Origin of the sequence: Pseudoalteromonas sp. H105, from assembly GCF_001469215.1 — a bacterium.
Classification (GTDB): domain Bacteria; phylum Pseudomonadota; class Gammaproteobacteria; order Enterobacterales; family Alteromonadaceae; genus Pseudoalteromonas.
On record NZ_LOFH01000001.1, the window covers coordinates 108482 to 127524 of the forward strand.

Annotated in this window: 15 protein-coding genes, 4 tRNA genes and 1 pseudogene; 5 read left to right on the plus strand and 15 right to left on the minus strand. The window is 40.8% G+C overall.

All coding sequences use genetic code 11. The features are described from left to right. Nucleotides 1-18: 18 nt before the first annotated feature. The gene (locus ATS75_RS00440; RefSeq protein ID WP_058559053.1) at nucleotides 19-969 is read right to left on the minus strand and encodes a LysR family transcriptional regulator; all 951 of its coding nucleotides are present in this window, start codon (nucleotides 967-969) and stop codon (nucleotides 19-21) included. Between the two features lie 143 nt (nucleotides 970-1112). Between ATS75_RS00440 and ATS75_RS00445 the strand changes: the two genes are divergently transcribed. Further along, entirely contained in the window at nucleotides 1113-1925 is an 813-nt protein-coding gene (locus ATS75_RS00445) for an enoyl-CoA hydratase/isomerase family protein (RefSeq protein WP_058558465.1), read from the plus strand. A 118-nt stretch (nucleotides 1926-2043) separates the two neighbouring features. On the opposite strand, the pseudogene ATS75_RS00450 reads toward ATS75_RS00445, so the two are convergent. Next, nucleotides 2044-2283 (minus strand): annotated as a pseudogene (locus tag ATS75_RS00450) (endonuclease III); the annotation flags it as partial. Nucleotides 2284-2358: 75 nt separating this feature from the next. Further along, nucleotides 2359-2919, minus strand: a complete 561-nt coding sequence (locus ATS75_RS00455; RefSeq protein WP_058558466.1) for an HD domain-containing protein — start codon at nucleotides 2917-2919, stop codon at nucleotides 2359-2361. 103 nt (nucleotides 2920-3022) lie between these two features. On the opposite strand from ATS75_RS00455, the gene ATS75_RS00460 reads away from it, so the two are divergent. Continuing rightward, the gene (locus ATS75_RS00460; protein WP_058558467.1) at nucleotides 3023-3976 is read left to right on the plus strand and encodes a GlxA family transcriptional regulator; all 954 of its coding nucleotides are present in this window, start codon (nucleotides 3023-3025) and stop codon (nucleotides 3974-3976) included. Between the two features lie 45 nt (nucleotides 3977-4021). Here the strand turns inward: ATS75_RS00460 and nth are convergent, their stop codons facing one another. From nth to ATS75_RS00520, 12 genes are all read right to left on the minus strand, one after another. Continuing rightward, the gene (nth, locus tag ATS75_RS00465; protein WP_058559054.1) at nucleotides 4022-4654 is read right to left on the minus strand and encodes an endonuclease III; all 633 of its coding nucleotides are present in this window, start codon (nucleotides 4652-4654) and stop codon (nucleotides 4022-4024) included. 41 nt (nucleotides 4655-4695) lie between these two features. Next, nucleotides 4696-5394: an electron transport complex subunit E gene (locus ATS75_RS00470; protein WP_058558468.1), complete on the minus strand. Its 699-nt coding sequence runs from the start codon at nucleotides 5392-5394 to the stop codon at nucleotides 4696-4698. Then, entirely contained in the window at nucleotides 5391-6026 is a 636-nt protein-coding gene (rsxG, locus tag ATS75_RS00475) for an electron transport complex subunit RsxG (RefSeq protein ID WP_058558469.1), read from the minus strand. Before rsxG ends, ATS75_RS00470 begins: the two co-directional genes overlap by 4 nt. Next, a complete protein-coding gene (rsxD, locus tag ATS75_RS00480) occupies nucleotides 6023-7081 on the minus strand; it encodes an electron transport complex subunit RsxD (protein WP_058558470.1) in 1059 nt (352 codons plus the stop codon). The genes rsxG and rsxD overlap by 4 nt, the downstream gene beginning before the upstream one ends. Next, the gene (gene rsxC / locus ATS75_RS00485; protein WP_058558471.1) at nucleotides 7078-9651 is read right to left on the minus strand and encodes an electron transport complex subunit RsxC; all 2574 of its coding nucleotides are present in this window, start codon (nucleotides 9649-9651) and stop codon (nucleotides 7078-7080) included. Before rsxC ends, rsxD begins: the two co-directional genes overlap by 4 nt. Before the next feature lie 8 nt (nucleotides 9652-9659). Further along, nucleotides 9660-10214: an electron transport complex subunit RsxB gene (rsxB, locus tag ATS75_RS00490; RefSeq protein WP_058558472.1), complete on the minus strand. Its 555-nt coding sequence runs from the start codon at nucleotides 10212-10214 to the stop codon at nucleotides 9660-9662. 1 nt (nucleotide 10215) lies between these two features. Then, nucleotides 10216-10797 carry an electron transport complex subunit RsxA gene (gene rsxA / locus ATS75_RS00495; RefSeq protein ID WP_058558473.1) on the minus strand — a complete coding sequence of 194 codons (582 nt, stop codon included), beginning with the start codon at nucleotides 10795-10797 and terminating at the stop codon, nucleotides 10216-10218. A gap of 369 nt (nucleotides 10798-11166) precedes the next feature. Then, complete coding sequence (locus ATS75_RS00500) at nucleotides 11167-13110, minus strand: EAL domain-containing protein (RefSeq protein ID WP_058558474.1); 1944 nt, start codon at nucleotides 13108-13110, stop codon at nucleotides 11167-11169. A 150-nt stretch (nucleotides 13111-13260) separates the two neighbouring features. After that, a tRNA-Asn gene (locus tag ATS75_RS00505) sits at nucleotides 13261-13337 on the minus strand. A 30-nt stretch (nucleotides 13338-13367) separates the two neighbouring features. Then, nucleotides 13368-13444: transfer RNA gene (locus ATS75_RS00510), tRNA-Asn, on the minus strand. Nucleotides 13445-13468: 24 nt separating this feature from the next. After that, nucleotides 13469-13545: transfer RNA gene (locus ATS75_RS00515), tRNA-Asn, on the minus strand. A gap of 21 nt (nucleotides 13546-13566) precedes the next feature. Continuing rightward, nucleotides 13567-13643: transfer RNA gene (locus ATS75_RS00520), tRNA-Asn, on the minus strand. Between the two features lie 1095 nt (nucleotides 13644-14738). On the opposite strand from ATS75_RS00520, the gene ATS75_RS00525 reads away from it, so the two are divergent. From ATS75_RS00525 to ATS75_RS00535, 3 genes are read left to right on the plus strand one after another with little or no spacing between them, the layout of a single operon-like run. Continuing rightward, entirely contained in the window at nucleotides 14739-16118 is a 1380-nt protein-coding gene (locus ATS75_RS00525) for an MATE family efflux transporter (RefSeq protein ID WP_058558475.1), read from the plus strand. After that, on the plus strand, nucleotides 16115-18115 hold the full coding sequence (gene uvrB / locus ATS75_RS00530) for an excinuclease ABC subunit UvrB (protein WP_058558476.1): 2001 nt from the start codon (nucleotides 16115-16117) through the stop codon (nucleotides 18113-18115). Before ATS75_RS00525 ends, uvrB begins: the two co-directional genes overlap by 4 nt. Continuing rightward, on the plus strand, nucleotides 18108-19043 hold the full coding sequence (locus ATS75_RS00535; protein WP_058558477.1) for a class I SAM-dependent methyltransferase: 936 nt from the start codon (nucleotides 18108-18110) through the stop codon (nucleotides 19041-19043). Before uvrB ends, ATS75_RS00535 begins: the two co-directional genes overlap by 8 nt.

Here is a 19043-nt window from a genome sequence, read left to right on the forward strand (position 1 = left end):
TCAGGGCGTGAAGCAGGCTTAGAGATTATGGCCATACATTTTGTTGAAATCAGGAATACGGGATTCCCAAATGGGTAGCTTTTCTCCAATTACCTCTTTGAGTGTTTGTATAAATAGTTTAGTTTTCATTGGAGCATTGCGATGAGGGTAAACTGCGTAAAATGTGCCGTAATCGGTTAAGTTAAGGTGCGTCATTATAGGAATAAGTTTACCGTCGAGTATTTCGTTCTCTATCATTTGAGCTGTGGTAACCGTCAGCATATTTCCCGCAATTGCGGTATTGATCAGCATTTCAACTTCATTCACTTTATATGTAGGGGTTAGCTGAAAATGAACATCATTTCCCGAACTATCTTTATATTTAAATTTGTCGATGACTAGTCCTTGAGTAGAGTAAACTACCGCAGGTAGACTTTCTAATTTAGGAACTGTTTTTGGTGTCCCATATTTCTGTAAAAATTCAGGAGATGCGACAATCAATAGCCTGTTTCTGGCAATTTGTTTAGCAATAAGGTTTGATTCTTTCGGCTCACCAATTCGAAACCCTATATCAAAACCTTCACCGACAATATCAACCATTCGATCTTCAAGTAACAATTCAACGCGAACATCTGGATATAGGGTTTGAAATTTTAATATAGCTTTTTGTACATATTGGCGGCCAAATAAAGTTGAGCTGGAAATTTTAAGTTCTCCTCTTGGTTCACTATGATAGTTTTCAGCTAATCGTTTAGAGTTACTTAGCAAGTCTCTCAATTGTTTTGATTGACCAACCATTTCACTGCCAGCAGCAGTTAATGACAATGAGCGAGTTGTCCTGTTCAGTAATTGAACCCCAAGCTCATTTTCAAGCTTTACTATCTGCTTGGAAATAGCAGAACTGTTGACGTTTCGTAATTCCGATACCTTTGCAAAACTGCCTAACTCAGAAACTTCTAATAATAGTAATAGTCTGCTAGCTAGATCCATAAATTTGCCCATTGATTCCATTTAGGAAACATTATAGTTCATTTAGGTCTGTTTTTGGATGTCAAAAATAATTTTACATTACCTGCATAAACAGGCCGTGACCAATATAGAGTTACGTATTTTTAAGCAAAGAGGGCAAGACCATGAAAAAATTGATCATTACAAAAGAAGCTGGCGTTGCAACCGCAGTAATAACAAACCCACCTGTTAATATTCTAACCATTGATTTAATAAACGAACTAAATCAGTTCATTTTATCGCTAAAGGATGACCGCGAAACTAAAGCCGTAGTATTCAAGTCATTTCATGAGGCATTTTTCATTGCTCATCTAGACCTTAACGTTATAAATGGTACTCAAGGAGGGCAAGCTGCATCTGTAGAATTTAATCATATGATTACTAATATTAAAGCAATGAAGCAACTTTCAATTGCTGTTGTTGACGGTGTCGCCCGTGGTGGCGGTAACGAATTTGTTATGGCATGTGACCTATCTTATGGCACACAAAATTCTGCGTTCGCTCAACCAGAGTTATATGTCAACATCCCAACAGGAGGCCAAGGTGCGGTGCAATTTGCTCGTCGTCTAGGTAAAGGAAAAGCACTACAAGCATTACTAACAGGTGCAGACTTTACACCGCAACAAGCAGAGCAACTAAGTATCATTACTCAGTACGTACCTAAAAGTGAGATAGATGAGTTTTTAAAGCAGCTGTTATCGATAGTTAGTGGGTGGGAAGTACGTGATATCGTTATGTATAAAGAAATCATTGCTGCTTCTATCATTGATGAAGATGTTGGCACAGAATTAGAACTAAGATATTTCTTAGAACGAGCCAAAGAGGAAAAAACTCAAGCGATTATCTCAGCGTTTTTAAAACATGGTGGGCAAACCGAACGCGAAGCAAAAGATATTCAAGGTATTTTTGTTGATACTGCACAAGAGTTATCTGAATAAGACCTATGAAGAGAGTTGCGATATTTGGCAGGAAGCAATTATCACAACTACTGCTTTGTTAATTTAATACTAGCCAATTATTTTTATATGTCTTTGGGTCACTCAAAGACATTATCAATTATTCGGTCTTATCCTTAAGCTCACACAAATCTTCAATGATACATGAGTCACATTTAGGCTTACGGGCGGTACACACGTATCGGCCGTGCAGAATCAACCAGTGGTGTACATCTACTTTTAACTCGGCAGGTACTACTTTTTCGAGTTTTTTCTCAACCTCAACCACATTTTTGCCCATAGCAAACTTAGTGCGGTTTGATACGCGGTCGATGTGGGTGTCGACGGCTATGGCCAGCCAAAGGATAAAGAAAGTAGATGCTACTTTCCGGTTTAAAATTGTGTATCAAGCATAGTTAAATCTTTGCCTGAGTATTTACTCTTTGTAAATATTTTGAATTCGCATCATTGGAAATGGTTTAAGTGGATTGCGCCCAATTTGCATGAACGTAAAACGCATTAACGTTTTATGAAATCCTGAGTTTGGAATGGTATTTCTAACCTGTTTTATAAACAAACGACTCACTCCATTTTTAACAAGCCCTAAAGAAAAATCGATTAGGTCGGCTTTTCTAAAAACTTCAGCCAGTCTCGCATAAGGTCCTTTGTACTCGGTTATCAAATGATGCATGTCGATAATAACCTGAATCTCTTCTTTCCAAGCGTTAAGACCTTGACTTTCCAACCAAAGGTGGCATTCCTGGTAGGAGGGAACAAGATAATCAACTCTATTATGAGTCCATAACGCGATGTCATGGAAAACAGCAGCTATCTGAAGTTTTTGACTATCCTCTGCTGAAATATCAGGCATTAGGTAATGGCAAAAATTTAGCATTCTAGTTATGTGGTTTCTATAACCTTTGAAGTCACCTTTTATTGTACTTCGGTACTCTTCTAATATTTCATCTACTAGTTGGTACTTTGTCACTACTTGCATTGTTTTCCCTCAATCAAATTATGTAATGTACATATTATAGTCATGCGCATTTCACTCTAAATGGCTATAATGGCAAAATATTATACTATCAGGCCAAATTCATATGATTGAAGTCACTATCGTTGCTTTTGAAGGTATTAGCTTGTTTCATCTTTCAGTGCCGATTGCAATTTTTAGAGACGCTGTATCAAATGACAAAAAGCTATTTAACGTGCGAGTTTGTTCGGAATTAGGTGAGCATGTTAATTCAGCCAACGGCTTAAGTATCGAAATAAAGAGTGATATTTCTATTATTGGGCGCTCAGATATTGTAATTGTGCCTAGTTGGATCCCGAATAAAATACCGAGCTCTAACCTTAAGGAACAACTCATAGAAGCTTACAAGAGCAATAAGCTCATTGTTGGTTTATGCACCGGCGCCTATGCACTCGGGTATAGCGGTTTACTAAACGGTAAGCGAGCTACAACGCATTGGCAATTTGGAGATGATTTTGCCCAAGCATTTCCTTTAGTAACTTGTGATATAAACCCACTTTATATTGCAGAAGGTAACGTAATCACATCTGCTGGGAGTGCTGCTGCAATCGACTGCTGTCTTCATATAGTAAAACATTATTATGGGATTAAAGTGGCTAATCAGATCGCGCGAGTCATGGTCTCATCTCCCGAGCGAAGTGGGGGACAAAATCAATACATTGAAAACCCAATAATAAAAAGACCAAGCGATGAAAGAATTGCTAAGCTGATTGATGTTATATTAGAAAACATTTCGGATAATTACACGTTAAACAGCGCAGCCGAGTATTGTATGATGAGTGTTCGCAGCTTTAGCCGAAACTTTAAATCCACAAATGGTATCAGTTTTAACACTTGGCTAATCAACGCGCGTCTTAACCAGAGTTTGGAATTATTAGAATCAACAAATTTGGCTATCACTGAGGTATCTGAAAAAGCAGGCTTTAGTTCGGAGCAAATTTATCGTAAACACTTTGTACAAAAGTATGGGATCGCCCCAAAAGCGTGGCAAAAAATGTTTAAGAGCAAAAGTATTAGATAAACGTCACGGGATATTGATGCAAATAAGCCGTTTAATTATCTTTAATTATTCGGTTTTGTCTTTAAACTCACACAAGTCTTCAATAATACAACTACCACACTTAGGCTTACGGGCGGTACACACGTAGCGGCCATGAAGAATTAACCAGTGGTGCACATCAACTTTAAATTCTTTTGGTACCACTTTTTCGAGTTTTTTCTCGACCTCAACCACATTTTTACCCATAGCGAACTTGGTGCGATTTGATACACGATCGATGTGAGTGTCTACTGCTATTGTCGGCCAGCCAAAGGCGGTGTTAAGAACAACATTAGCTGTTTTACGGCCCACGCCTGGCAGGGCTTCTAAGGCTTCCCGGCTCTCTGGTACTTCGCTGTTATGTTGGTCTACTAATATTTGGCACATCTTATATACGTTAGCGGCTTTTGAATTAAATAAACCAATGGTTTTAATATAATCACGCAATGCATCGTGGCCAATATCTAAAATAGCTTGCGGTGTGTTAGCCACTGGAAATAGCTTCCGCGTGGCTTTGTTTACGCCTACATCGGTGGCTTGCGCTGAAAGTGTAACGGCAACCAGTAATTCGAAAGGGCTTGCGTATTCTAGCTCCGTTTCTGGATGTGGGTTTTGTTCGCGCAAGCGTGTGAGTATTTGGTAACGTTTTTCTTTATTCATATAACTTAAACACACTGATTGTGAAAGCAGTGCGTTTCCCCTTAAGTTAGGCTTGTAACACGTGCACGAGGGCCTTTTTCAGCCTCTGGCGGTGCAGTTTGTTTAGATTTTATTTGTGCGTCGATAACGTTTTTAGCTGCAATGAGTAAACCTAACCCTAAAAATGCACCGGGTGGTAAAATAGCGAGTAAAAATTGGTTATCAAAACTGAACACTTCGATGCGTAAAATTGACGCCCAAGGGCCTAGTAATAAATCAGCACCATCAAATAAAGTTCCCTGTCCGATGAGTTCACGCATTGCCCCTAATACAACGAGTACAACCATAAAGCCAGCACCCATCATTAACCCATCAAATGCAGATAAATGCACGGGGTTTTTAGATGCATACGCTTCAGCGCGGCCAATAATGGCGCAGTTAGTAACAATTAAGGGGATAAATATTCCCAGTGATTGATACAAGCCAAAAGTATATGCATTCATCAGTAATTGAATAATCGTTACAAATGCAGCAATAATCATGACGAAAACCGGTATACGGATATCTTTTGGCACCCAGTTACGCACTGCGGAAATAGTTACATTAGAGCCAATTAATACCATCATGGTTGCCAGTCCAAGGCCTAACGCATTCGTGATGGTCGATGTGACAGCCAAGAGTGGGCACAACCCAAGTAACTGCACTAATGCTGGGTTGTTTTTCCACATGCCTTCGTTGATTAACTCTTTATACTGATTCATGCGTCACCTTTAGTACATGCGTTGGGTGCATTAAATACCGCATTAAAATTTGATTGCGAGAATAATACCGCGTCCTTTACAGAGCCTACTACTGCACGCGGCGTGATTGTCGCGCCTGTAAATTGATCAAAATTGCCGCCATCTTTTTTTACAGCCCAGCGATCATCGCTTTCACCTAAAACGGTTTTCCCTTCAAATAGGGTGATCCAAGAAGACTTTTTAAGTTCAATTTTATCGCCAAGGCCGGGAGTTTCTTCATGTTTGGTTACACGCACACCGCCAATAGAGCCGTCTGCAAACACTGAGGTAATTAAATCAATATCACCACTGTAGCCTCTCGGTGTGACATGGCGCATTATTAACGCAACAGGTTTACCTTCTTTGCGGGCACGGTAAATTATTTGTGAGGACTTACCAAGTTGCGGGTCATCAATAAGCGCACAATCTTGATACAGTGAATTATCATAAAACTGTGGCTTTAAGACTTCTTGTAATTGGCTTGATAATTGATTGCGCTCTTGCTGTGCTATGTTATCTGCAGTTAAGTCATAGACCACCGCAACAGCACCAGTTGTCGCTAAAGCAAAAGCGGTCAAAATTGCCCCATTTTTAGTCATTGAGGGTATGATCATTTTTTCACCCCATGGCCGTAGGTTCTAGGTTGTGTGTAGTAGTCTATTAAAGGAACGGCCATATTTAATAATATAACAGCAAAAGCGACTGCATCAGGAAAGCCACCAAAGGTACGAATTAAATATATTAATAAACCGATAATAGCACCGTAGATTAGTCGACCTTTGTTGGTAGTTGTAGCAGATACTGGGTCTGTTGCTATAAAAAATGCTGCAAACATAGTTGCGCCACTGAATAGATGAAAGACTATCCCTGGCTCTGTGCCTGGCGATGCAATGTAGCCAATACCACTGCAAATAGCGAGGGTTACAATTACGCTCACAGGGATATGCCAGTTAATAACTTTACTTTTTATGAGGTAGAGACCACCGATTAAAAAGCCTAGGTTGACCCAGCCCCAGCCTTTACCAACCCATTCATTGAATAAAGGGGATTGCATACTTTCTGACACGGTTAAGCCATGAGCAATGTCTGTTTTTACAGTATCAAGTGGTGTTGCCATTGTCATACCATCTATCCCTACACGCAACTGATCAACACTAAACCCTGCGGCAGTGAAATCTGTAAAGATCACGCTGAGTTGTTGATTGAGGCTAATTGGATTTCCAAGTAAATCGGTAACCGGTAACCAAGCCGTCATTTGAACAGGAAAGGAGATAAGTAATAAAACATACGCGGCCATAGCAGGGTTGAATAAGTTAAATCCCAATCCTCCGTATAGTTGTTTTACGATAATAATTGAGAACAGACAGCCAATTACAATAATCCACCAAGGCGCAAGTGGTGGAATACTCAGAGCAAGCAAGACAGCTGTTAACCAAGCACTACCATCTTTTAAAGTCTGAAAAGTAGGACGCTTTCGCATTTTCATGATTGCCGCCTCAGCGACACTCACGGTAATAAGCGCAAGTACAAGTTGAATGATTACGCCAGTACCAAAAAATACCACTTGCGCGATAAAACCCGGAATACAGGCAGCAATCACCGTAAGCATTAGTTTATTTAAAGACTTATGGCTATGGTTGTGGGGCGAGCTTGCCATGGTTAATTTCATGACTTATCACTTCCTTCTTGTTGAGTCTTCTTGGCTTTAGCACGAGCAATTGCTTTCGCGACAGCGGCTTTCTTTTTATCTTCAGCGCTTAATGGGGCGCTGTCTTGGATTTGTTCAGGCTCACCGACTGCGGTTACTTCTAATGACGCTTTAGCTTCATCAGCTTTCGCCGCTTTCTTGGCCTTAGCACGCGCAATAGCAGCGGCGACAGCGGCTTTCTTTTTATCTTCAGCGCTTAATGGGGCGCTGTCTTGGATTTGTTCAGGCTCACCGGCTGCGGTTACTTCTAATGACGCTTTAGCTTCATCAGCCTTGGCTGCTTTTTTGGCCTTAGCACGCGCAATAGCAGCGGCGACAGCGGCGACAGCGGCTTTCTTTTTATCTTCAGCGCTTAACGGGGCGCTGTCTTGGATTTGTTCAGGCTCACCGGCTGCGGTTACTTCTAACGACGCTTTCGCTTCATCAGCCTTGGCCGCTTTTTTGGCCTTAGCACGTACAATCGCAGCGGCGACAGCGGCTTTCTTTTTATCTTCAGCGCTTAACGGGGCGCTGTCTTGGATTTGTTCAGGCTCAGCAGCTGCGATTACTTCTAATGACGCTTTAGCTTCATCAGCCTTGGCCGCTTTTTTCGCTTTAGCACGGGCAATCGCAGCGGCGACAGCGGCTTTCTTATCATCAGCAGGGGGTTGCTCTGTTGCTGAAGCTTCCTCAACTTTAGCTGCTTTTTTGGCTTTGGCACGAGCGATAGCTGCGGCGACGGCGGCTTTTTTATCATCTACAGGGGATTTTTCTGAAGGTGTAGCTTCATCAGCCTTAGCTGCTTTTTTCGCTTTAGCACGGGCAATCGCAGCGGCGACTGCGGACTTTTTATCTTCAGTGGTTTCATCTGTGCTCGAACCAGCCTCTTTTTGTGCTTTGTAAGCACGTGCTTGTTCTTTTCGTGCAGCACGTTCTTTTGCGACTTCACTGTTATCTGGTTCAAGTTCACCAGAATTCTTTTTCGCTTTAGCGCGGGCGATAGCTGCGGCTACGGCTGACTTGTTGTCTGATTTTTCATCTGAGCTTTTAACTCGCGCAAGCGCATCCGCCACTTTTTGTTTTTCGTCGGCAGATTTTGTTATTGCAGGCTTACGTTTATGCCTATTTTGTCTAGCTTCTTGTTCACGCTCTAACCGCTCTTTTCTTAGTTCAAAGCGTTCTTTGGCTCTTTCAGCTTTAACTTTTTCGGCTTGCTGTTCTTTTATTTCAACTTTTGCGACACGGTAATATTGCACCAAAGGTATTTCACTTGGGCAGACATAGGCACATGCGCCACATTCAATACAATCGAATAGGTTGTATTCTTTTAATTTGTCGTACTCTTTTGATTTGGCAAACCATTGTAACTGTTGCGGTAGTAACGAAGCTGGGCATGCATCAGCACACGCACTACAGCGAATACACGCTTGTTCAGGGCCCGGTTCTGCAAGTTCGTTATGATCAGGTGCTAAAATACAGTTGGTCGTTTTAATGACCCCAATACGCACCGTGGGTAAGGTAAAGCCCATCATTGGTCCACCCATTACAACACGCTGCTGAGGAACAGGTGAAAAACCTTGGCAATCTAGCAAATGTTTTATCTCTGAGCCCAGTAATGCCCATACATTCCCAGCATTATGGATTGTATTGCCTGTTACCGTAACAACACGTTCAATTAAAGGCTTACCTTCAATGACTGCTTGCTCAATAGCGTACAAGGTGCCCACATTATGGACGAGTACGCCTATATCAGCGGGTATCCCACCACTGGGTACTTCTTTATCGGTTAATAACTGTATTAGCTGTCGCTCACCGCCTGAGGGATAAACGGTCGGCACAGTTTGTACAACGATACTTTCATCGTCTTTTGCAGCGAGTTTCATCGCCTCAATGGCTTCTGGTTTATTATCTTCAATACCAATAATCGTTAACGTGGGACAGAGGAGCTGTTGCATTATTTTAATGCCAGATACAATCTGAGCGGCATGTTCACGCATCAATACATCATCCGCCGTGATGTAGGGTTCACACTCAACGGCGTTAACTATTAAAAACTCAATGGGCTTTCGGCTATCCGCTTTGATGTATGTAGGAAAGCCTGCGCCCCCCATACCTGAAATACCACTATTATGGATTATATTAATCAATTCATCATGCGAGAGGTCAGCAAAAGATACGTGAGGAATAAGTTCACACCAACAATCTTTTCCATCAGGTGTAATAATAATACTTAACTCAGGCAGTGCAGAGGGGTGCGCTGAGGGCATTTGGCAAATATCGGTGATGATGCCTGAAGTAGGCGCATGAACTGGCACTGACCAATTAGCAACAGGCTTAGTAAGGGCTTGCCCCTTTAATACGGTTTGACCTTTTTCAACAATAAGTTGGCCATTAGCACCAATGTGCTGCTTAAGTGGAACAACCAGCTTATCTGGTAACGGTAGTCGAGTGATCGGATTGGCATTAGAAAGTGATTTTTGACCAGGTGGGTGAATTCCTCCCGCAAATGGCCACACTTTACCTTGTTTGATCTGTTGAATTAACTTTTCCACGTGTGACCTCAATCTATTTGTGTAACAGGGATTGCATCTAACTGCCATTTCCACGTTTGCTTAGTGGTTTCTAGAGGCAACATATCAATACAATCAACAGGACAAGGTTCAACACATAAATCGCAGCCAGTACATTCATCTATTAGTACAGTATGCATTTGTCTTGTTGCGCCAACAATGGCGTCAACAGGGCAAGCTTGGATACATTTAGTACACCCAATGCATTCATCTTCACGTATATAAGCAACTGTTTTAACAGGTTCAGCTTGTTCACCACCGGCTAAAGGTTTGGCTTCTACGCCCATTAAGTCGGCTAACTTTTTCACAGTAGCTTCGCCACCGGGAGGGCATTTATTGATTTCGTCACCATTCGCGATTGCTTCTGCGTAAGGGCGACATCCCGGGTAGCCACATTGACCACACTGAGTTTGTGGCAAAATAGTGTCAATTTGTTCAACGATAGGACTGCCTTGCACGCGAAATCGCACCGCGGCAAAGCCTAAAATTAAACCAAAAATAAGTGCTAGCGAGCCAAGCGCCAGTAATGCATAAAACAAGGTCATGTTAAAACTTCACTAATCCGGTAAAACCCATAAAGGCCATCGACATAAGACCTGCTGTGATCATCGCGATAGATGCACCTTGAAAAGGAGCAGGGACGTCAGCTGCGGCTAAACGTTCACGCAGTGCTGCAAACAATACAAGAACCAAAGAAAAGCCTACAGCAGCTCCAAAGCCATACACAGCGGATTGAAGAAATGTATGATCTTCTTTTATGTTCAAAAGTGCAACGCCAAGTACAGCGCAGTTAGTGGTAATTAAAGGTAAAAATATGCCAAGTAATCTATAAAGAGTTGGGCTTGTTTTTTTAACAACCATTTCGGTAAATTGCACCACGACAGCAATCACAAGGATAAAGCTCATAGTACGTAAAAAGGTGATGTCCAGAGGGATCAAAACATACTGATTCACTAAATAGCTTGTAACAGACGCGAGAGTTAACACAAAAGTTGTGGCCAAAGACATACCGATAGCAGTATCTAACTTTCCAGACACACCCATGAAAGGGCATAATCCTAAAAACTGTACTAAAACAAAGTTGTTAACCAGCACGGTGCCAATCAACAGCAAGACATATTCTGTCATATTCGCCTCAAGCTATAATAATCGTCGACATTATCCTTTTTTCTCACTGGTTTAACAACACATCAAGTGTAAAAAAGCTGCTTTTGCAGTGCTGAAAGTAATACGTAATGTTTAAAGTAAATGATTAGTCTTTGGGGGAGTATTTGGGGTTTTAAATTAGAGGCGCTGTGAGCGCCTGTTGGCCTTTCAATGCCAAGCAAGCGCTGCATAGGGTGATTTACTCTTTGTTGCCACCATGGATGGTGATAAGGGCCGTGAGCAGTTATCGAGCCCACGAGGTTAAAAAACTCGCGCCGCGATTAAACCGCTACTAGTGTGAACGGGTTTTAATCCGCAAAGATCAACAGGCTCTAATGTATAGTTGGGTACTTAAATGTCTTTGGGTTTTTCGATGTAATACCCTTGAACACCATCTAAACAGAGCGTTTCAACAATGTGTTTCTCTTCTTGGCTTTCTATGCCTTCTGCAAAAACGCTAACGCCTATCCTGTGAGCTAAGTCGACCATCAAGCGCATAAAGTATTGATTATTTTTATCTTCCTCAAGACCTCGAGTATAGCTGGCATCCATTTTGATAAAGTCAGGTTTTAAGTCGCGGAAGAACTTAAATGAAGTTAAACCTACACCAAAGCGTTCAACCGTAATACGCGCGCCAACACGGTGTACCATATCGATAAAGCGCTTACTGGCTTTAATGTTTTGTTGCAAGCCGAACTCACTGACTTCAAATATCAATTTTGATGCAATATTTGTGTCTTTAAGTAAACGACGCTCAAGCCAAATAACAAACTGATCATTATGTGCGCTTGATGCAGTCACGTTGATGCCAAAGTACTTCTCTGAAAAATTTCGGCTCTTAATTTTTTCTAATGAAGTATCAATAATCAAGCGATCGATTTCAATTGCCATATCAAGCTTTTCGGCCATGGCTAAAAATGAAGCGGTAGGGAGCACTTGGCCTTCTTCAGTTTTAAAGCGCACTTGTATTTCTGCATACGCTTTTGCGCTTTTGCCTATCGGCATAATGTTTTGCATGACTAAGTGTACGCGCTTTTCTTCTATTACTTCGTTAATCACTTTACGCCAATTTTGATTACCAAACCCTGCGCTCACATTATTGATAAGGTCAGTTTCACGTTGTACATGCCACGCGTTGGCTTGTTTTGATTGAGCCATGCTCATTGCATTATCAACAATAGAAAGCAATTCACCTAACGGCTTCCCTTTTTCGTAACCAACGATTCCAGTATTTGCAACTGAACTGAGTTCTTGATTTTGTTGATATTGCGTAAATCGCGACTGAAGATTGTCACCAAATCGTTCAGATTCTTTTAACGGAATATTAGGCAGTACCACGGCAAAGTCAGAGCTGTTTAATCGGAAAACCTTACTCGCAGTATAAGTGCCACTAATATGTTTGATAATATCAGCTACCGCTTTCACGTACTCATCGCCTTTTTGATAGCCACGTGTTTGGTTGATAACTTGTAATTCACTACAACGAACCATTGCTAAAGAGCCAAATGTGCTTTTTTCGCTGCTTTCTATGTGTTTTTCGTAATACTCTACAAACATATTCCTGTTACCAAGATCTGTAACCGTATCTTTATAGGCTTCTTGTTTTATAGAATGCGCAGCATTTTGAATATCGTCATGCTTAGTTTGTAAAAAGTGTGATAATCGATTAAAGCTTGGCACAAGATCTGAGGCTAATTTTTTAATTTTACTGCTATCGATTGCGGTATCTAGGCCATCATTAACTTGATTTTGATTTATGTAAACATCAACAACATCTGCAACCGTCATACTGATATTTCGGTTTAGCCTTTTAAGCATTGCTTTCATGAAGATAACAGGAATAACGGCCATTACACCAGACACTAATATTACAATAAAAATAGCGTGCTGTAGCAAAAGCGCCAAATTATTTGCGTTAATCGTAAATTCAACTTTTATATCGGATGCGTTATTAACTGCAAACTGTGGTCTGATGGAGTTAAAGGTTGAATTAACTAATGAAGCAAAAGCTGGTAAAGGAGTAGGGGACTGAATGTTAACTATTTCTTTCCCATCATAATCGCGCAATATAAACGAAGAAAATGCACTTCCATCGAGTAACGCTTGTTGGATTTTTTGCGGAGAAAAATCATCCATTGTTTGTGCGTTTATGTAAGAGCTAATTACGTTTTGTGCAGATTTTTGTTTATTACTTACGGCATTGTCAAAAGCAGATGCAACAAAGTAACCCCCAATACTAGCGAATAGTAACCAGGATATGAGTTGTATAAATATGAGTTTTTTAAAACCAGCCATGTTTTAGTCTTTCATTCGTTCAAAAGGGAAGGAATCAAGTCCTTGATATATCAACGTATATATCTAATAAATTGTGTAATTTAAGATAATTACTTTTGATTGGCTTAGATTAGAGGAAATACTGAGAAATGTCTAATTGATTCGTTAAGTTGGCTCCCCCTCCCCGACTCGAACGGGGGACCTGCGGATTAACAGTCCGTCGCTCTAACCAACTGAGCTAAGGGGGAACTACAATAACTTAAACTTACTATATGATTTGGCTCCCCCTCCCCGACTCGAACGGGGGACCTGCGGATTAACAGTCCGTCGCTCTAACCAACTGAGCTAAGGGGGAACTACATATCATATTACATAAACTTGGCTCCCCCTCCCCGACTCGAACGGGGGACCTGCGGATTAACAGTCCGTCGCTCTAACCAACTGAGCTAAGGGGGAATCGTTTATGGCTGAAAAACTTGGCTCCCCCTCCCCGACTCGAACGGGGGACCTGCGGATTAACAGTCCGTCGCTCTAACCAACTGAGCTAAGGGGGAAGCGTCATGCCTTTCAACGGGGCGAAATATTAATGATGGAGCCGCAAAGTGTCAACATAAAAACTTCATAAATTCAAAAAAGTAGTTTATTCGATGTTTTTATGTTCGATCTGCGTGTTTTCTAGCAGTAATCGTGCAATTAATAACACACCAAAAAGAAACATTTCAGCAGAAGAGCGAATAATTAGGTGAATTTTTTCGAAATCTCACTTTACTGAAATTTTAAAAAATCATGATTTGGTATCAATTTTAATATCAAAAATACAAAAAGAGTGCTTTTGTATGCTTTGCATTAATTTTTAAAGTTTAATGACTATTTCTTGTTGTGTTCTACAAATCGGTTACTTTGTAAAAATGCTAAATAGTTATAACGTGTGATTTGTATCAATCGCCTACTAATAAATAATACATAAAAAACAACATAAAAAGCATTTTGTACTTTAAATTCATAATCCTAACTAGGTTAAATGTTTACCCCTGTGTAATACATGAGGGTAAATAAGCGATTTCAGCAGGCATAAAGCGTGTTTTTTCAGCAGAAAAGCCAAAATCATTTAAGTTAGTATTTGCCAACTTAAATGATATTGGCCATCTGTGGGTGAGTTAAACCCCTTGATTGGTGCGGGTTTGCAAGAGTTATCCACGGTTTCTGTGGATAACTCTGTTTATTAAAGTTTAAGAACATCATCTACGCTATATTTTTCGGGCGCTGTAAGGATATCAAGCACTAAAAACATTTTTTTTATTTATATTAAAAACAGCAACTTAAAAAATCAGCCTGAATGAGTAGACCTTGATGAGGAAAATTATTCGTGACGATAAGATATAAGCAAGTTTTGTGTAAAAAATCAGCGCTCGCTGAGAGGGATTTGTTAAAAAAGTGACATAATTGTATTTTTATTGTTTTTAAGTCGAGTTGTAGTGTAATTGTTATGAAACGACCTAAAACTTACACTTTACTTTGTATTTTATACATATAAAGCACCATAAAACTGCATATATTAATAAGTATATTGATTCATTTGATAAATGCGTGGCTTGCAACGCCTTGATGCTTTAAAATGATAGGCTAATAAAAGAGGCTTATTTATTCCCATGCGCGCAAATTTGCAAACAAACACACCCCCTGATTTATTAAACTCTCCAATAGTGCCGACGCTTAAACGAATGACGATCCCGATGATCTTCGGCATGATCACGTTAATGATGTTTAATATTGTTGATACATTTTTTATTAGTTTGTTGGGAACAGAGCCTTTAGCTGCTGTTAGCTTTACTTTCCCCGTTACGTTTACAGTGATTAGTTTAGCGATAGGCTTGGGCATTGGAACTTCAGCAGTTATAGCAAAAGCATTAGGCAGTAATAATATTGAAGAGGCACGATTTGATGCCAGTATGGCATTGGTAATTGCTGTCATTATGGTGCTTATTTTATCTTTATTTGGTTATTTATTAATTGAGCCGATATTTAAGTTATTAGGAGCAGGACCGAACACACTGCCATTAATCCACGACTATATAAGTATCTGGTTTATGGGCAGTGTGTTTTTAATCACCCCGATGATCGGTAACTCTGTTTTGCGTGCAAGTGGCGACACAAAAACGCCTAGTATTGTGATGGGAGGGGCAGGGTTAATAAATGCAATACTTGATCCAATCTTTATATTTGGCTTTGGCCCAATACCTGCCATGGGTATTAAGGGGGCCGCGATTGCCAGTGTCATTGCTTGGTCAGTGGCTGTGGTGATCATTTTATATATTTTAGCCGTAAAAAAAGGCCTGTTGAGTTTACACGCGACAAATCAAACGCCGATGGCTTCCGTCAAGAAAATTTTAAGAATTGGATTTCCGGCTGCGGGGGCGAATATGCTGACACCTATTGCGATGGCTGTCATGACGGCATTAGTTGCAAGTTATGGGCCTGAAGCCGTTGCAGCATTCGGGGTGGGCAGCAGAATTGAATCGATAGCAAGCCTTGTTGTGTTGGCACTGTCTATGACATTGCCGCCTTTTATAAGTCAAAACTTTGGTGCGGGTAAACTGGGTCGTGTAAAAGCAGCGTATTGTTCAACGTTAAAGTTTGTAATGATCTGGCAATTTCTCATTTATTTATTATTGATTGCGTTTTCAGGTGTAATCAGTCAGTTGTTTGGTAAAGAGAAAATGGTCATCGATGTTATTACTTTATTTATATATACATTACCGCTTAGTTACGGTTTTCAAGGCGTTATAATATTGTCTAACTCCTCTTTTAATGCCTTACACAAGCCGATGAATGCGTTAATTCTTAGCGTTATTCGGCTATTTGTATTTTATGTTCCGTTTGCTTATGTTGGCAGTTTAGTTGCCGATTTACCTGGTTTATTAATAGGTGCAGTAATAGGCAACGTGTTTACTGGCGTACTAGCGTATAAGTGGTTTATTAAAGAACTCAATGCCATTAATAATCAACCCGTCAAGGAGTGCCAAGTATGAGTGATCATTTCCAATTGGTATCGCAGTTTACCCCCAGTGGTGATCAACCGACTGCGATAGCGCAGTTATGCGAAGGTTTAGAGGCTGGCTTAGCACATCAAACTTTATTGGGTGCTACTGGCACAGGTAAAACATTTACCATGGCAAACATTATTAATGATCTTAATCGTCCTACGATCATTATGGCACACAACAAAACGCTTGCAGCGCAGTTATATGGGGAGATGAAAGAGTTCTTTCCTAACAACGCGGTAGAGTATTTCGTATCGTATTATGATTACTATCAGCCTGAAGCGTATGTTGTTGCTAGCGACACGTTTATTGAAAAAGATGCGTCGATTAATGAACATATTGAGCAAATGCGATTAAGTGCAACGAAAGCCTTGTTAGAGCGCCGAGATACGATAATAGTTGCTTCAGTATCCGCTATTTATGGTTTGGGTGATCCCGATTCGTATATGAAAATGATGCTTCTACTTAAAGTAGGCGAAACGGTCGATCAACGCGATATGCTTCGCCGTCTTGCTGAATTGCAATACACGCGAAACGATATCGACTTTAGTCGTGGCACATATCGAGTACGAGGTGAAGTCATTGATATATTCCCCGCAGAGTCAGAGACTTATGCTGTACGGGTAGAAATGTTCGATGATGAAATTGAGCGATTAAGTATTTTTGATCCTCTCACAGGCGCAGTTGAAAAACACATAGTACGAGCCACCATTTATCCTAAAACGCACTATGTGACACCACGAGAGAAGATCCTCGATGCAATAGAACATATTAAGGTTGAGCTAAAAGAGCGCCGTGCTCAGTTACTCAGCGCTAATAAGTTAGTTGAAGAGCAACGTGTTGCGCAGCGAACGCAGTATGATATTGAAATGATGACCGAGCTTGGCTATTGTTCGGGCATTGAAAACTACAGCCGCTATTTATCAGGTCGTACACCGGGCGATCCGCCGCCAACCTTACTTGATTACTTACCTGATGACGCACTAATGATTATTGACGAATCCCATGTCACTGTGTCGCAAATTGGGGCCATGTATAAAGGTGACAGAAGCCGAAAAGAGAACCTTGTTGAGTACGGTTTTAGAATGCCCTCAGCAATGGACAATAGACCATTGCGTTTTGAAGAGTTTGAAGCCATCGCGCCGCAAACTATTTATGTTTCTGCCACCCCTGGCGATTTTGAACTGGAGCGTTGTGGTGATGATATTGCAGAGCAAGTTATCCGCCCAACGGGGTTACTTGATCCCATAATTGAAGTCCGTCCGGTTGGCTCCCAAGTCGATGATTTGTTATCGGAAATATACAAACGTGTTGAGATTGATGAACGCGTACTCGTGACCACGCTGACCAAGCGTATGGCAGAAGACTTAACGGATTATTTGAACGAGCATAATGTTAAAGTCCGTTATTTACACTCTGATATCGACACCGTTGAGCGCGTTGAAATAATCAGAGATTTTCGTGCGGGTGTATTTGATGTTCTGGTAGGGATTAACCTTTTACGTGAAGGTTTAGACATGCCGGAAGTCTCTCTAGTGGCAATACTCGATGCCGATAAAGAAGGCTTCTTACGCTCGGCACGTTCACTTATACAGACCATTGGGCGTGCTGCGCGTCACTTGAATGGGCGTGCAATTTTATATGCAGACAGAGTCACTAAATCTATGGCAAAAGCGATAGATGAAACTCAACGCCGTCGTGAAATTCAGCATGCTTATAATGTTAAGCATGGAATTGAACCAAAAGCATTATTGAAAAAGATAACCGACATCATGGATGTAGGTGAACAGGCAGGCCCACAAGATAATTTAAAACTCATTCGCAAAGAAAGCAGTAAAGTGCTCAGTGCTAAAGAGATCGCCATACAAATGAAAGAGCTTGAAAGTAAAATGCATGCTTATGCCAGTGATCTTGAGTTTGAAAAAGCCGCATCAGTACGTGATGAAATCCATGAACTACAACAACAGTTGATTAAAAATGCATAATTTTTCTCCTCTTATTCGTGCACTTGAAGATGCACCCATCGCAGCAAATGAGCTATGCCGTATTTTTCATGGTCGTGGCCATACTGTTGAGCATTTAAGCCATTTGAATTTAGATTTTTATCCCCCTAGCTTATTCTTAGTGTCTTATGATGAGATAGACTCAAACACGCTTGAGGAGTTGACTGAGCAAGTTTGGCAATGGGCAAAAACGTATGCACCCGAGCACATTAAAGCCATGGTTTATCAACAACGAGCGGGCTTACAAACTCAAAATACGTTAGTACAGGGTGAGCTACCAGCGCCACATGTAGTAAAAGAAGGTGCTGCGCAGTTTATTGTTGATTTAATGAGCCGCCAAAATACGGGGATTTTTCCAGACATGCGCAGTGGCCGTGAATTTGTGCTTAAACACAGTCAACATGCAAAAGTGTTAAATCTTTTTTCGTATACCTGTGGGTTTTCAATCACTGCAATGCAGGGAGGTGCTGACTCAGTTATAAATATGGATATGAATAAAGGAGTATTGAGAACGGGTAAACAAAATCACCAACTAAATGGATTTGAGCGAGGCGTAAGCTTCTTGCCTCATGATATTTTAAAGTCATTCGGCAAACTTAAAAAAGCCGCCCCTTTTGATTTAATCATTGTTGATCCACCCAGTTTTCAAAAAGGCAGCTTTATACTGACAAAAGATTATCAAAAAGTACTGCGTCGCTTACCAGAATTATTAAATAGCAACACGCAACTCTTGTTATGTGCAAACAGCCCTGAATTAACAGAGCACGCTTTTAAAGCATTAATTGAAGAGCATACACAAGGTGCTATCACTTTTGTTGAGCGTTTAGCACCTACGTTAGGGTTTATTGAAGTAGATAGTGATCGTAGTTTAAAAGCACTTATTTATAAAACGGCTTCAACACTTACATAA

Excerpts from the sequence above, each read along its gene's own strand:
- rsxB (WP_058558472.1), bottom strand. The coding sequence starts at position 10,214 with ATGACCTTGTTTTATGCATTACTGGCGCTTGGCTCGCTAGCACTTATT.
- ATS75_RS00445 (WP_058558465.1), top strand. The coding sequence starts at position 1,113 with ATGAAAAAATTGATCATTACAAAAGAAGCTGGCGTTGCAACCGCAGTA.
- ATS75_RS00500 (WP_058558474.1), bottom strand. The coding sequence starts at position 13,110 with ATGGCTGGTTTTAAAAAACTCATATTTATACAACTCATATCCTGGTTA.
- rsxD (WP_058558470.1), bottom strand. The coding sequence starts at position 7,081 with ATGAAATTAACCATGGCAAGCTCGCCCCACAACCATAGCCATAAGTCT.
- rsxG (WP_058558469.1), bottom strand. The coding sequence starts at position 6,026 with ATGATCATACCCTCAATGACTAAAAATGGGGCAATTTTGACCGCTTTT.
- rsxA (WP_058558473.1), bottom strand. The coding sequence starts at position 10,797 with ATGACAGAATATGTCTTGCTGTTGATTGGCACCGTGCTGGTTAACAAC.
- ATS75_RS00455 (WP_058558466.1), bottom strand. The coding sequence starts at position 2,919 with ATGCAAGTAGTGACAAAGTACCAACTAGTAGATGAAATATTAGAAGAG.
- ATS75_RS00535 (WP_058558477.1), top strand. The coding sequence starts at position 18,108 with ATGCATAATTTTTCTCCTCTTATTCGTGCACTTGAAGATGCACCCATC.
- ATS75_RS00440 (WP_058559053.1), bottom strand. The coding sequence starts at position 969 with ATGGATCTAGCTAGCAGACTATTACTATTATTAGAAGTTTCTGAGTTA.
- ATS75_RS00470 (WP_058558468.1), bottom strand. The coding sequence starts at position 5,394 with ATGAATCAGTATAAAGAGTTAATCAACGAAGGCATGTGGAAAAACAAC.
- uvrB (WP_058558476.1), top strand. The coding sequence starts at position 16,115 with ATGAGTGATCATTTCCAATTGGTATCGCAGTTTACCCCCAGTGGTGAT.
- ATS75_RS00525 (WP_058558475.1), top strand. The coding sequence starts at position 14,739 with ATGCGCGCAAATTTGCAAACAAACACACCCCCTGATTTATTAAACTCT.
- ATS75_RS00460 (WP_058558467.1), top strand. The coding sequence starts at position 3,023 with ATGATTGAAGTCACTATCGTTGCTTTTGAAGGTATTAGCTTGTTTCAT.
- nth (WP_058559054.1), bottom strand. The coding sequence starts at position 4,654 with ATGAATAAAGAAAAACGTTACCAAATACTCACACGCTTGCGCGAACAA.